Raw genomic sequence first — 12,865 nt, forward strand, 5'->3', positions numbered from 1 at the left:
GAGGCTGACCCCGGGCGTCATTATCTTTTTGGTCAGACCCCCAAGCCGCGAGCGGCGAGATCTTCTTTCAACTGATCGGCATCCGTGAAATGCACCGCCTGCCAGCCGGCAGCGCGGGCGCCTTCTGCGTCGACCTGACCGCGTTCTCACGCTGATGGGAGGAGTGGCGTTCGGCTGGTAGTTCTGATATGTTACATGTAACCAGCGTTCAGGAGCCCTGACCATGGCGACAGTATCAAAATCCAAGCCCGGGCGGGTGAAGGTGCGTGAGCATCGCGACCGGCTGCGCGCGCAAGGCTTGCGGCCTATTCAGATTTGGGTGCCGGATGTTCGTGCTCCCTCTTTCCGGGACCAGGCACATCGACAGTCTGAGGCAGTTGCCGCAAGCGCTCACGCCCATGAGGATCAGGCATTCATCGACGCGGTGTCGAACTGGGGCGATGAATGAGACGCGGTGAAGTTTGGACTGTTTCCGGAGGCAAGGATTATGCAGCAAAGCCGCGCCCCGTTGTGATCGTGCAGGACGACAGCTTCGACGCCACCGACTCGATTACGATTTGCGCTTTCACAACCGACCCTACCGACGCGCCGCTGTTTCGTCTCATCGTCGAGCCGAACGAGCGCAACGGCCTGCGCTCGGTCTGTCGCCTGATGGTGGACAAGATTACGACAGTCCCCCGAGTGAAGCTGGGTGTGCAGGTCGGACGGCTCGATGATGAGGATTTGTTGCGACTCAATCGGGCGATGACCGTGTTCCTCGGCATGGCGGTTTCTCCCGGGCTGGCAGGGCGAAGGAATCATGAAGAGCCTTTAAGCAAGTGAAGAGCTCTGCCAGGTCGACCGTTTTAGATGTCGATGTTCCTGCTCCTCAAGTCTTTTTCCAATTGCTCCGCATCCTTGAAATGCACCGCCTGCCAGCCGGCGGCGCGGGCGCCTTCCACATTCGCGACGGAATCATCGATGAAGATCGTCGCTTCCGGTTTAAGGCCGAAGTCACGGGCATGTTTTTCGTAGATCGCTACGTCCGGCTTGATCAGGCCGATCTCGCCTGAAACCGTTACTCCGCGCGGCTTGTTCAGGAAGGGGAACAGTTCCCTGGCATGGGTGAACGTGTCGGCCGCAAAATTCGTCAGCATCGTAACGTCCCGGCCCCTGTCGATCAGGTCTTCCATGATTTTGACGGAGCCGTCGTAGGCATGCGGCACCATCTCGTGCCAATGCTTGCGGAAGGCACGGATCTGCTCTTCGCGTTCGGGATATTTCTTAATCAGCAGCGCCTCGGCTTCCTCCCACCTGCGGCCGCGGTCCTGCTCGAGGTTCCATTCATGGGTGCAGACATTGAGGAAGAACCATTTGCGTTCTTCCTCGTCCGGTATAATGCGGCTGTAGGGGATGTTCGGGTCGTAGTGGATCAGCACCTTGCCGATGTCGAAAACGATGTGCTCGATCTTGGCCGTCATATGTCTCCCCGGATGAGAATCAGTTCGGAAGTTTTTCGAAGGCTCGTGGGATAGCCTCTGCGATGACTTTTTTCATGACGGTCGGCAGTGCCTGGGCCTCAAGATTTGTGACCGGCTCCCACCATCCGTCATCTGCCGTTGTCTTCTCAGTTTGCGTCCGGAAGACGGAAAGCCTGAGCTCGAAATGGGTAAAGACATGGACGACCGTGCCGCAGGCCTGCCAGTCGGCGGGGAAGGGGGCATGGTCGGGGCTCGTCCCGCCATCGAGACGCGCGGTCCACGAGGTGGTCGGCACCTCGGTCATGCCGCCGAGCAAACCGCTTTCGATCCGCCGCCGCAGCAGCACCTCGCCCTTAGGCGTCACCGCCACGAAAGCCGCGCCCACCCGCACCGGTTTTTCTTTTTTCGCGGCCTTCACGGGAAAGCGTTCCGGATCATGTTTTGCGAAGGCGAGACAGTCTTCGCGAAAGGGGCAGAGCGCACAGGCCGGTCGCTTCGGCGTGCAAATCGTTGCACCGAGATCCATCATCGCCTGGGCGAAATCCCCCGGCCGGTCGGCAGGCGTCAAATCAGCAACCTTCGCCTTCATCAAGGGCTTTGAGCCCGGTAGCGGCGCATCGATGGCGTAAAGCCTCGAAATCACACGCTCGACATTGCCGTCCATGACTGCGGATCGCCGGTTGAAGGCGATTGCCGCAACCGCCGCGGACGTATAGTCGCCGATGCCGGGAAGTGCGCGCAGGCCTTCCTCCGTATCGGGAAAGATGCCTTGGTGCTCGGCGGCCACCGCCTCGGCGCACTTTTTCAGGTTTCGGGCACGGGCATAATAACCAAGCCCTGCCCAGGCGGCCATCACGTCCTCGGCAGGCGCTGCGGCGAGATCCGTGACCTTCGGCCAAAGCGCCAAGAACTTGGCGAAATAGGGTTTGACCGCCTGCACGGTGGTCTGCTGCAGCATGACCTCCGACAACCAGACACGATAGGGATCGGCCCGCCCGCCCGCCTTCGCCGCAGCCGGTGTCACCCGCCAGGGCAGCTCCCGATGGTGCCGGTCGTACCAGGCAAGCAGCTTTTCGGGGAGCGAAAGCGGGATATCGGCAGAAAGGACAGGAGAGCTCGTCATTTCAACGAAGATAGTGGCTGCGCCTGTGTCCGCCAATCGCCATACCGAGGAAAGCTGGGGAGATAGGGATATAAGAACCTTCGAAGGCCTGACCGACGATCGCTTTCTTAATCGCATTGCGGTCTCTATAATGACTTTCGATCAACTGGATCGGATTTTGCATGAACAGCCCGGAAAAGACGCGCAGCCAGAGAGGAAAACGGGAGTTTCAGATTTCCGAAGTGGCAAACGGCATCATCGATCCGGTGCTTGCCCGCCGCGCCGGCATCTCGACGGCACTGCTCGGCTCCTGGGACGAAATCGCCGGCGAGGATTTTGCAGACTGCACCCGACCGGAAAAAATCGCCTGGCCGCGGCGCGACGAAGGTTTTGCCGCAGGCGGCGGCTATCAGGCCGGCGTCCTGACGATCGCTTGCGAAGGCGCCCGCGCCCTTTTTCTGACCCACGCCCAGGGCGAGTTGATTGCGCGCATCAATGGCTTTTTCGGCTTTCCGGCCGTCCGCCAGATACGTATCGTCCAAAAGCCCGTCTCGCAAACCTTCAAGCATCCCCGCAAGCCTCCGCCGCTGAAGGGCGAGGCAGCCAAGCGGCTTGAAACGATGATGGAGGGCATCGAAAGCGAGGCGCTGAAAAAGGCTGTCGAGCGGCTTGGCACCGCCGTGCTCCAGAAGAAAAGCAAGCGGTGACCTTAAGAAGCTTGCGTTCATCCTTGATACATCTCTGATTTGTCACAATTCTTTGAAGAGATTTGCCTATCGACAGCTTGTTCCTGTTCGGGCGTCGCGTTACGGAATGTCAAAAATATTGAGACCTCTCGCTTACAGGTGTTCCATGCAGATGAACGATGTCACCATGACCAGACGCGCGCTTTTAGGCGGTGTTGCCGTAGCCGCCTTGGCGCTGGCCTTGCCGCTCGGCGTTTCCGAAGCTTTTGCGCAGGAACTCCCCGAGTCCCAGGGCGACGTGGACATGGCAGCTGCCATCAAGCCGGGTCCGCTGCCGGAAATGGCGCTGGGTGAGGAGAAGGCGCCTGTGACGGTCATCGAATATATGTCGATGACCTGCCCGCACTGCGCCAACTTCCACAACAAGACCTTCGACACGATCAAGACCAAGTATATCGATACCGGCAAGGTGCGTTTCATCATCCGGGAATTCCCGTTCGATCCGGTCGCGACGGCGGCCTTCATGCTGGCCCGCTGCAATCCGCAGAACCCGCAGGAGCTTTCCGCTCCGGCCCAATATTTCCCGATGGTCTCGATGCTCTTCAAGCAGCAGCGCGCCTGGGCGGCTCCGGCAGATGGAAATGTGCGCAATGCACTGCTGCAAAGTGTTAAACTGGCAGGTTACTCACAGCAGAGTTTCGAAGCTTGCTTGACGAACCAGAAGCTTCTCGATGAAGTAAACGCGGTCGTAAAGCGGGGAGCTGACGACTTCGGTGTGAATTCCACCCCGACTTTCCTGATCAACGGCAAGAAGTATTCTGGGGACCTATCGGTTGAATCCATGTCAGCGCTCATCGACAGCCTGTTGTGAGCTTATCTTCCTTAAAGGGAAGATGAGGGGCGCGGCATGAAGTTCACCAAGCTGCGCCTCGTCGGATTCAAGTCTTTCGTCGAGCCGATGGAATTCGTCATCGAACGCGGGTTGACCGGTGTGGTCGGCCCGAACGGCTGCGGCAAGTCCAACCTTGTCGAAGCGTTGCGCTGGGTGATGGGCGAGAATTCCTACAAGAACATGCGCGCGTCCGGCATGGACGACGTGATCTTTTCCGGCTCCGGCAACCGCCCGGCCCGCAACACTGCCGAAGTCGGCCTTTATCTCGACAATTCCGACCGCACCGCGCCCGCCGCTTTCAATGATGCCGATGAAATCCAGGTAAGCCGCCGGATCGAGCGTGAAGCCGGATCGATCTATCGCATCAACGGCAAGGAGGCGCGCGCCAAGGACGTGCAGTTGCTCTTTGCCGATGCGTCGACCGGCGCGCGCTCGCCGTCCATGGTCGGTCAGGGCCGGATCGGGGAGCTCATCCAGGCGAAACCGCAGGCTCGCCGTCAGCTCTTGGAAGAGGCAGCTGGTATCTCCGGCCTCCATTCCCGCCGCCATGAGGCCGAGCTTCGCCTGCGCGCCGCCGAAACCAATCTCGAACGCCTCGACGACGTGCTGAGCCAGCTCGAAAGCCAGATAGAGAGCCTGAAACGGCAGGCCCGGCAGGCTAACCGCTTCAAAACGCTTTCAGCCGATATCCGCTCGCGCGAAGCGCAGCTTCTGCATATCCGCTGGACGCAGGCCAAGGAGGCCGAAGCCGAAGCGGAAAGCGCGCTGAACCAGATCACGGTCGTCGTGGCCGAGAAGGCGCAGGCGCAGATGGAGGCGGCAAAAGAACAGGCGGTCGCCAGCCTGAAGCTGCCGGAACTGCGCGAGGAAGAGGCAAAGGCGGGGGCCGCGCTCCAGCGCCTGCAGATCGCCCGCGGTCAGTTGGAGGAGGAGGTAAACCGTCTCCTGAAGCGCCGCGATGAACTGACACGCCGCCTTGCACAGCTCGGCGAGGATATCCGCCGCGAAGAGCAACTGGCCGCTGACAATGCGGTTTTTTTGGAAAAGCTCGACCAGGAAGAGGCCGAGCTCAGCGAGATTCTGGCCGAGTCCGGTGTGCAGGCCGAAGAGCTGCATGCGGCGTTTGAGGCTGCGGCGGCCGAACTTGGCGAAAGCGAGAAGCTGTTTTCCGCCATCACCGCCGAGCGAGCGGAAGCGGCTGCTGGACGCAACCAGCTGGAGCGGGCAATCCGCGATCTTGCCGAGCGCCGCCAGCGTCTCGACCGGCAGCTTGGCGACTCCAGGCGCGAGCTCGACTCAATCAACGATCGCCTCTCAGGACTTGATGACCCGGCCGAAAAGCGCGAAGCGGTGGAGGCAGCCGAATTCGCGGTCGAGGATGCAGCCGCGGTTGCCGAGGAAGTCGAAGCCGCACTCGCGTCGGCGCGTGCGGATGAATTGGCAGCCCGCGGCCCGGTGGAAGCGGCCCGCTCCGCACTGAACGGCTTGGAAACCGAAGCGCGTACGATCTCCAGGATGCTTGCGGCCGGCGCCGCTTCTGGCGATTTCGTTGCTGTTGCCGAAATGATCCGCGTCGACCGCGGTTACGAGGCAGCACTTGGAGCCGCATTGGGCGATGATCTGGAAAGCCCAGTCGATGCCAACGCACCGACCTATTGGTCGTTGAACGGCGATGGCTCAAGCGATCCGGACCTACCGCCGGGCGCAAAGCCACTGATCGCCCATGTTACGGCTCCGCCGGAACTTGCTCGCCGCCTGGCGCAGATCGGCCTCATTTCCGAAGCTGATGCCCCGAACCTAATCCGGCTCCTGCATCCCGGCCAGCGTCTGGTGACGAAGGAAGGCGCCGTTTATCGCTGGGACGGTCACGTCACCGGTTCGGAAGCGCCTGGCGCCGCCGCCCTGCGCCTTTCTCAGAAGAACCGGCTCTCCGAGCTTGAGGCGGAAATCGACGAGGCACGGATCGTCCTGTCGGAAACCGAGGTGGCACTTGCCGCCGCCGCGTCCGAAATCGGGGCTCGGGAGCGCCAGCTTGCCGATGCCCGCGAAGGCGGCCGCCTTGCTGCGCGGCAGCTTTCCGAAGCGCGCGATGCACTTGCTTCGGCCGAACGCGCTGCTGGCGACCTGATGCGCCGCCGTGACGTGATCGCCGAGGCCGTCAATCAGATCAGCGGGCAGATTGAGGATCTGGGCGTTCAGGAGGAGAATGCGCGCGTTGAACTGGAAGATGCTCCGGATATTTCCGATATCGATAACCGGCTGCGCGAGCAGCAGTTGGTGGTTGCGACCGATCGCAGCTTGCTCGCCGAGGCACGTGCCCGCTACGAGGGGCTGAGCCGCGAGACGGAAGGCCGCAAGCGCCGCCTGTCGGCGATCGCTCAGGAACGCGCCGCGTGGACCACCCGAGCGGCGAGTGCTGCCGGTCACATCGCAAGCCTGCGTGAGCGCGAGGACGAGGCCCGCGAGGAAATCGCCGATCTCGAAGCCGCTCCCGAGGAGCTTGACGACAAGCGGCGCGCGCTGCTTTCGCAGCTGCAGAAGGCCGACGACATGCGGCGCGCTGCCGCTGACCGGCTTGCCGAGGCTGAAACGCGTCAGCGTGAGGCGGATCGAATTGCTGTCACCGCGCTGTCCGAACTGGCCGAAGTTCGCGAAAGACGCGGCCGCGCCGAGGAACGTTTAGTCTCCGCTGCCGAAAAGCGCCACGAAAGCGAAAGCCGCATCCGCGAGACCTTGAACGTTGCGCCCCATGACGTCCTGCGCCTTGCCGGACTGAAACCCGATGCGCCGATGCCCGATATCAGGGAGATCGAGCGGGAGGTCGACCGGTTGCGGATGGAGCGCGAGCGGCTGGGAGCCGTCAATCTTCGTGCCGACGAAGAGCAGAAGGAGCTTTCCGACAAGCTCGATACATTGATGCGCGAGCGCGCCGATGTGATCGACGCGATTCGCAAGCTGCGCGGGGCGATCCAGAGCCTGAACCGTGAAGGTCGTGAGCGTCTGCTGGCGGCTTTTGATGTGGTCAACGCGGAATTCCAGCGGCTCTTCACGCACCTTTTCGGCGGCGGCACGGCGGAACTGCAGCTTATCGAATCGGACGATCCGCTTGAAGCCGGGCTTGAAATCCTTGCGCGCCCGCCGGGCAAGAAACCACAGACCATGACGCTGCTTTCAGGCGGCGAACAGGCCCTGACCGCCATGGCACTGATCTTTGCGGTTTTCCTCACCAATCCCGCGCCGATCTGCGTTCTGGACGAAGTGGATGCGCCGCTCGACGACCATAACGTGGAGCGTTACTGCAATCTCATGGACGAAATGGCGGCGTCCACCGAAACCCGCTTCATCATTATCACGCACAACCCCATAACCATGGCGCGGATGAACAGGCTTTTCGGTGTTACGATGGCGGAGCAAGGTGTCTCCCAGCTTGTGTCCGTCGACTTGCAGACGGCGGAACTGTTGCGTGAGGCAAGCTGAGCAAATTTAATGTGCCTAGGAAAAATGCTCACCAATTAAGTAGAATCACCCATATGGGTGATTGAAATTTTCGGCTATTGTTGTCTTGTTGAATTCGGAGGAAGTCCATTGAACTTCCTGGTGCTCCGGCGCTCACGTCGGAGCCTTAGACCCCCCGTCCGGGTTTCCTGTCTCGGACGGAAGGCTTTGCGGGGCCGCCTGTGATCCGGCCCCGCAAAGCTTGTTTTCCAAGAAACCTGCTATCCATCCGCGCTGCAGCTTTTATTTGCTGCGTTGCAACATAATCCTTGCCTACTGCGTTTCCAAACCGTCGTAAAACCTGTAGTTATGGCGAAAAACAGACTGCATCGGGTGGAGGGCAGCATGATGAAGTGGGTCTATCGCTTCGGCGGTGGCGAGGCCGAGGGCCGCGCCGTCGACCTTGAGCGGTTAGGTGGAAAGGGCGCAAATCTCGCCGAGATGGCGAGCCTTGGCTTGCCTGTGCCGCCGGGTATGACCATCATCGCAAATGCTTGCGCCCATTATTTTGAACATGGCCGGACCCTTCCCGATGACCTGAAAAGCCAGGTTCTCGAGGGCATCGCTGCCATGGAGGGCCTGACGGGGCGCAGCTTCGGGGGCTCGACCAAGCCGCTTCTGCTCTCCGTCCGCTCCGGTGCGCGCGCCTCCATGCCTGGCATGATGGATACCGTCCTCAATCTCGGCCTTAATGACGAGACGGTGCAGGCGCTTGGTCACGACGCCGGCGATGCCCGCTTTGCCTGGGACAGCTACCGGCGGTTCATCCAGATGTATGCCGACGTCGTCATGGGCCTTGATCACGAAGTGTTCGAGGAGATCCTGGAGGACGAAAAGGCCCGTTTCGGCCATGATTACGATACCGATCTTTCCGCGGTCGAATGGCAGCATGTCGTCGGCCTCTACAAGAAGATCATCGAAGAGGAGTTGGGAGAGAGCTTTCCGCAGGATCCGCATATCCAACTGTGGAAGGCGATTGCGGCGGTGTTTTCGAGCTGGATGAACCCGCGTGCGCTGACCTACCGGACCCTCCACCGCATTCCCGAAGAATGGGGTACGGCCGTCAACGTCCAGACCATGGTGTTCGGCAACCTCGGCTCGTCGTCGGCAACGGGGGTTGCGTTCACCCGCAACCCCTCGACAGGCGAAAGGGCGCTTTACGGCGAGTTTTTGGTGAATGCCCAGGGCGAGGATGTCGTCGCCGGCATCCGCACGCCGCAGTCGATCACCGAAGAGGGGCGCATCGCGTCGGGCTCCGAAAAGCCCTCGATGGAAAAGCTGATGCCGGAGGCTTTTTTAGAATTCAAGGCGATCTGCGAACGGCTGGAAGCCCATTACCGCGACATGCAGGACCTCGAATTCACCATCGAGCGGGGAACGCTCTGGATGCTGCAGACCCGTTCGGGCAAGCGCACCACCCGCGCGGCGATGAAGATCGCTGTCGATATGGTGGAGGAGGGACTGATCTCCGAGGAGGAGGCGATCTGCCGGATCGAGCCTCCTTCTCTGGATCAACTGCTGCATCCCACCATCGATCCGCGGGTTGAACGTCATATAATCGGTTCGGGCCTTCCGGCGTCGCCGGGCGCGGCCACCGGCGAGATCGTCTTCACCGCCGAAGAGGCGGTGGCAGCGGAATCGGAGGGCCGCAAGGTCATCCTGGTTCGGATCGAAACGAGCCCGGAAGACATTCACGGCATGCATGCGGCCGAAGGAATTCTCACCACACGCGGCGGCATGACCAGCCACGCAGCGGTGGTCGCCCGTGGCATGGGTATCCCTTGCGTGGTCGGCGCTGGTTCGATGCGTGTCGACCTTCGCAACGAACTTTTGATCGGCGTCGGCGGCATCACGCTGAAGCGGGGTGACACGATCACCATCGATGGCTCGTCCGGCCAGGTGTTGCAGGGAACGGTGCCGATGATTCAGCCGGCGCTTTCCGGCGATTTCGGCAAGCTGATGGCCTGGGCCGACAAGAACCGCCGCATGACCGTACGCACCAATGCCGATACGCCTCAGGATGCACGGGCTGCCCGCTCGTTCGGCGCCGAAGGCATCGGCCTTTGCCGCACCGAGCACATGTTCTTCGAGGGTGACCGCATCCATGTGATGCGCGAGATGATCCTTGCGGAAGACGAAAACGGCCGCCGGGCAGCTCTTGCGAAACTCCTGCCGATGCAGCGCTCGGATTTCACCGAGCTTTTCACCATCATGCACGGCCTGCCGGTGACGATCCGCCTGCTTGACCCGCCGCTGCACGAATTTCTGCCTAAGACGGAGGCCGAGATTGCCGATGTCGCCAAGGCCATGGGCATGCCGCCGGCATTTCTGGCCCGACGCATCGACGCTATCCATGAGTTCAACCCGATGCTCGGCCATCGTGGCTGCCGTCTGGCGATCTCCTATCCCGAGATTGCCGAGATGCAGGCCCGCGCTATTTTCGAGGCTGCCGTGGCCGCCGCATTAGAAACCGGCGAGCCCGTGGAGCTTGAAATCATGGTGCCGCTCGTCAGCCTTCGCACCGAACTCGATTACGTGAAAGGTGTCATCGACCGGGTTGCCGATGATGTTGCCAAGGAAAGCGGCACGCCGATCGCTTACCTCGCCGGCACGATGATCGAGTTGCCGCGGGCTGCGATCCGTGCCCATGTGATTGCCGAGACAGCACAGTTCTTCTCCTTCGGCACCAACGACCTTACCCAGACGACGTTCGGGATTTCGCGCGATGACGCGGCGACCTTCATCCCGACCTACCAGCGCAAGGGCATCATTGAGCACGATCCGTTCATTTCTCTGGATTTCGACGGCGTTGGAGAACTGATCAGACTGGCCGCCGAACGCGGCCGCAGGACACGACACGACCTGAAGCTCGGGATTTGCGGCGAGCATGGCGGCGACCCGGCATCGATCCGCTTCTGCGAAGACGCCGGGCTTGACTATGTCTCCTGTTCGCCTTTCCGCGTGCCGATTGCCAGGCTTGCGGCGGCCCAGGCGGCGATAGAGGGGAAAAAACCATGAACCCGGTTACCGTGCTTGCCGTGCCGGTTTTCAGCACGCTCTGCAACGAGGGTTTTCGGCTGCGTCGCGAGGTCTTCATCGTCGAGCAGAACGTGCCGGCGGATATGGAGTTCGATGCCGACGATCTGACGGCCTTTCATTTCGTGGCGATCCTCTCCGGCGAAGTTTGCGGCACGCTCCGATTGATCTACGCCGACGACTTCGTCAGGATCGGACGGGTTGTCGTCAGCCATGCCTGGCGCGGCAAGGGAATTGCAAGCGCCATGATCCGCCATGCCATGGATGTCCACCGGACTGCGCGCGACAACCGTTTTTGCCTGTCGGCGCAAAGCGACAAGACAGCAATGTACGAACGCTTCGGCTTCAAAACCTTTGGCGAGGAGTTCTTCGAAGTCGGCATCCCGCATTACGAGATGAGAAATTTCTGACCGACCTCAGCCTGTTCATCTGCCGGAGGTCTTTGGCCGGAATCGAATGAGGAGTCGTTTTCAGGCGACGGCTGTGGCAGAATTTGTCTGTGAGTGAACGGGGGCGACGGGGAGGACCAGATGCCGCGCTTGGACCATGTAACGATCCGCACCCGCGATCCGGGGCCGATGATGGCGTTCCTCGAAAAGGTGTTGGGAGTGAAGGAAGGCTTTCGTCCGCCGTTCCCTTTCCCAGGGCATTGGCTTTATCTCGATGGCCATTCCTGCATTCATCTGCCTCCCGTTGATCGGAAAGATGATCCTCCTGTTGGCATCTATGATCACGTGGCCTTTGCGTTTTATGACCGTGATATCGCCGTCAGGGATATCGAGGCGACCGGTTACCGCTTCGAACACGATGCCATACCGGGTACCGATATAGGCCAGATTTTTGTCTACGGGCCGGAGAGCGTAAAAATCGAACTTCAATACCGCCGCTGATCGAGGCGTGGTCTTACCTCCCCCTACCAGCGGAGCAGGCGGGGGCCGATGAGAGCGCCGATAAGGCCGGTCATCAGAATTCCGAGGGAATACCAAATCAGCACGAAAGGCATGCCGTTTTCGGTGCAGAACCAGGAATAAACCCAGGCACCCGCCGCGCCGGCGGCAATGCCCGCTATAAGCCCCGTCAGGCGCAGATCGGTCGGTGCCGCTCGACGCAACCACAAGATATTTCCGGCAAGGACCGGAAGTGCGAAGGCGAAGATCAGGAAGGGGCAGTGCAACGCCGAGGACCCCAAGATGAGGACCCGATAGGTCTCACTCGGAGACATCATCAGCTGGATTGCGGCGGCGACTGCCATGGCCAGGAAGATCACGGCAATCAGGACAAAGAAGCGTCCCTCCGAACCGTCCGGGCGGGCGAGGTGGTAGACCGCGAGGAGCGCGACGACTGCAAGCAGTGCGTTATAGGCGGACTTGATCCAGAAGACGGGCAGCATCAGCGCCTCGCTCATATCGACGCGCAAGCCCAGGATCGTCAGCATGAGGAGCAGCGAAACGGCAAGAGTAGCGACGAGGTCAAGCGCCAAGCGCCGCTCCAGCGCGCGGGGCGCCACCGGCTTAAGGTCCTTCACCAGGCTGTCGATGATATCGTCTGTCCGTTTCACGTTTCGCCTCGCAATTTCTCCGCCAATGCCTTCAGGCCCCTGTGGATGCCTACCTTGACTGCCGATTCGGATTGGCCGGTGCGGCTTGCTGTGTCGGCGACCGATTGCCCCTCCAGTTTCACCTGACGGATGATTTCCTGTTGTCTTGCCGGCAGGCTGTCGAGAAGCCGCTCGACATCCATGCGGGCGGTCACCGCATCTTCGCTGAAACCGCTTTCAAAATCCTCGCCGAGTTCCACCTCCGCCATCATCCGCCCACCGCGACCACGGTGGTGGTCGATCAGCTTGTAGCGCGCGATCGAGAAGAACCAGGACGTGAACGGGCGATTGCGATCGTATGTTGCTCGCCGGGAATGCAGCGCCAGCAATGTCTCCTGGACAAGGTCTTCCATATCCGCTCTCGTCGCCGCGCCCATCCTGCGGCTGTAGTAACCGACGAGCAGGACGCGCAGAGCGTTCAGCAAACGCCGGTAGGCTGCCTCGTCCCCATCCAGGGATAGAAGCATCAGCGTCTTCAGGGCTTCTTCCGAATGGGCGATGGTCATGCTGTCTCGTTGGTATTCGGAAGCCTGGTGCGATCGGTTACAGCCTGCGGAAAATTTTTCCCGAAGCTCAGCCCTATCACATGAGCGTGAC

The 12,865-nt window shown here is 60.9% G+C and carries 12 protein-coding genes and 1 pseudogene; 8 read left to right on the forward strand and 5 right to left on the reverse strand.

The features are described 5' to 3' along the window. Nucleotides 1–32: 32 nt before the first annotated feature. Nucleotides 33–131: pseudogene (locus EDE05_RS27340) on the reverse strand (HAD family phosphatase); the annotation flags it as partial. Between the two features lie 92 nt (nt 132–223). Between EDE05_RS27340 and EDE05_RS21520 the strand changes: the two are divergent. Then, on the forward strand, nt 224–448 hold the full coding sequence (locus tag EDE05_RS21520) for an antitoxin MazE family protein (RefSeq protein WP_112801596.1): 225 nt from the start codon (nt 224–226) through the stop codon (nt 446–448). Next, nucleotides 445–822, forward strand: coding sequence for a type II toxin-antitoxin system PemK/MazF family toxin (locus EDE05_RS21525; RefSeq protein WP_132408848.1), 378 nt, complete (start codon nt 445–447; stop codon nt 820–822). Before EDE05_RS21520 ends, EDE05_RS21525 begins: the two co-directional genes overlap by 4 nt. Before the next feature lie 23 nt (nt 823–845). On the opposite strand, the gene EDE05_RS21530 is transcribed toward EDE05_RS21525, so the two are convergent. Then, the gene (locus EDE05_RS21530; protein ID WP_132408850.1) at nt 846–1,460 is read right to left on the reverse strand and encodes an HAD family phosphatase; all 615 of its coding nucleotides are present in this window, start codon (nt 1,458–1,460) and stop codon (nt 846–848) included. A gap of 19 nt (nt 1,461–1,479) precedes the next feature. Continuing rightward, entirely contained in the window at nt 1,480–2,583 is a 1,104-nt protein-coding gene (mutY, locus tag EDE05_RS21535) for an A/G-specific adenine glycosylase (protein WP_132408932.1), read from the reverse strand. A gap of 161 nt (nt 2,584–2,744) precedes the next feature. Between mutY and EDE05_RS21540 the strand changes: the two genes are divergently transcribed. From EDE05_RS21540 to EDE05_RS21565, 6 genes are all read left to right on the forward strand, one after another. Continuing rightward, entirely contained in the window at nt 2,745–3,269 is a 525-nt protein-coding gene (locus tag EDE05_RS21540) for a DUF721 domain-containing protein (RefSeq protein WP_112801602.1), read from the forward strand. Nucleotides 3,270–3,414: 145 nt separating this feature from the next. Next, nucleotides 3,415–4,119 (forward strand): DsbA family protein, encoded by a 705-nt coding sequence (locus tag EDE05_RS21545; RefSeq protein ID WP_132408852.1) that lies wholly within the window; start codon nt 3,415–3,417, stop codon nt 4,117–4,119. Between the two features lie 36 nt (nt 4,120–4,155). Next, nucleotides 4,156–7,617 (forward strand): chromosome segregation SMC family protein, encoded by a 3,462-nt coding sequence (locus EDE05_RS21550; RefSeq protein WP_134102940.1) that lies wholly within the window; start codon nt 4,156–4,158, stop codon nt 7,615–7,617. A gap of 363 nt (nt 7,618–7,980) precedes the next feature. Beyond that, nucleotides 7,981–10,653 carry a pyruvate, phosphate dikinase gene (ppdK, locus tag EDE05_RS21555; RefSeq protein ID WP_134102943.1) on the forward strand — a complete coding sequence of 891 codons (2,673 nt, stop codon included), beginning with the start codon at nt 7,981–7,983 and terminating at the stop codon, nt 10,651–10,653. Beyond that, on the forward strand, nt 10,650–11,081 hold the full coding sequence (locus EDE05_RS21560) for a GNAT family N-acetyltransferase (RefSeq protein ID WP_132408858.1): 432 nt from the start codon (nt 10,650–10,652) through the stop codon (nt 11,079–11,081). Before ppdK ends, EDE05_RS21560 begins: the two co-directional genes overlap by 4 nt. A 120-nt stretch (nt 11,082–11,201) precedes the next feature. Continuing rightward, on the forward strand, nt 11,202–11,561 hold the full coding sequence (locus EDE05_RS21565) for a VOC family protein (RefSeq protein WP_134102945.1): 360 nt from the start codon (nt 11,202–11,204) through the stop codon (nt 11,559–11,561). Nucleotides 11,562–11,584: 23 nt separating this feature from the next. On the opposite strand, the gene EDE05_RS21570 is transcribed toward EDE05_RS21565, so the two are convergent. Both EDE05_RS21570 and EDE05_RS21575 read right to left on the reverse strand, forming a co-directional pair. After that, the gene (locus EDE05_RS21570; protein WP_132408860.1) at nt 11,585–12,229 is read right to left on the reverse strand and encodes a DUF1109 domain-containing protein; all 645 of its coding nucleotides are present in this window, start codon (nt 12,227–12,229) and stop codon (nt 11,585–11,587) included. Then, nucleotides 12,226–12,774 (reverse strand): sigma-70 family RNA polymerase sigma factor, encoded by a 549-nt coding sequence (locus tag EDE05_RS21575; protein ID WP_132408862.1) that lies wholly within the window; start codon nt 12,772–12,774, stop codon nt 12,226–12,228. The genes EDE05_RS21570 and EDE05_RS21575 overlap by 4 nt, the downstream gene beginning before the upstream one ends. Nucleotides 12,775–12,865: the final 91 nt, after the last annotated feature.

It is taken from the genome of Neorhizobium sp. R1-B, from assembly GCF_004368875.1.
Lineage (GTDB): Bacteria > Pseudomonadota > Alphaproteobacteria > Rhizobiales > Rhizobiaceae > Neorhizobium > Neorhizobium huautlense.

Bases quoted from the DNA above. Each gene is read 5' to 3' on its own strand.
- EDE05_RS21530 (WP_132408850.1), bottom strand. From the start codon at position 1,460: ATGACGGCCAAGATCGAGCACATCGTTTTCGACATCGGCAAGGTGCTG.
- EDE05_RS21550 (WP_134102940.1), top strand. From the start codon at position 4,156: ATGAAGTTCACCAAGCTGCGCCTCGTCGGATTCAAGTCTTTCGTCGAG.
- EDE05_RS21520 (WP_112801596.1), top strand. From the start codon at position 224: ATGGCGACAGTATCAAAATCCAAGCCCGGGCGGGTGAAGGTGCGTGAG.
- EDE05_RS21565 (WP_134102945.1), top strand. From the start codon at position 11,202: ATGCCGCGCTTGGACCATGTAACGATCCGCACCCGCGATCCGGGGCCG.
- EDE05_RS21575 (WP_132408862.1), bottom strand. From the start codon at position 12,774: ATGACCATCGCCCATTCGGAAGAAGCCCTGAAGACGCTGATGCTTCTA.
- EDE05_RS21560 (WP_132408858.1), top strand. From the start codon at position 10,650: ATGAACCCGGTTACCGTGCTTGCCGTGCCGGTTTTCAGCACGCTCTGC.
- EDE05_RS21545 (WP_132408852.1), top strand. From the start codon at position 3,415: ATGCAGATGAACGATGTCACCATGACCAGACGCGCGCTTTTAGGCGGT.
- ppdK (WP_134102943.1), top strand. From the start codon at position 7,981: ATGATGAAGTGGGTCTATCGCTTCGGCGGTGGCGAGGCCGAGGGCCGC.
- EDE05_RS21540 (WP_112801602.1), top strand. From the start codon at position 2,745: ATGAACAGCCCGGAAAAGACGCGCAGCCAGAGAGGAAAACGGGAGTTT.
- EDE05_RS21525 (WP_132408848.1), top strand. From the start codon at position 445: ATGAGACGCGGTGAAGTTTGGACTGTTTCCGGAGGCAAGGATTATGCA.
- mutY (WP_132408932.1), bottom strand. From the start codon at position 2,583: ATGACGAGCTCTCCTGTCCTTTCTGCCGATATCCCGCTTTCGCTCCCC.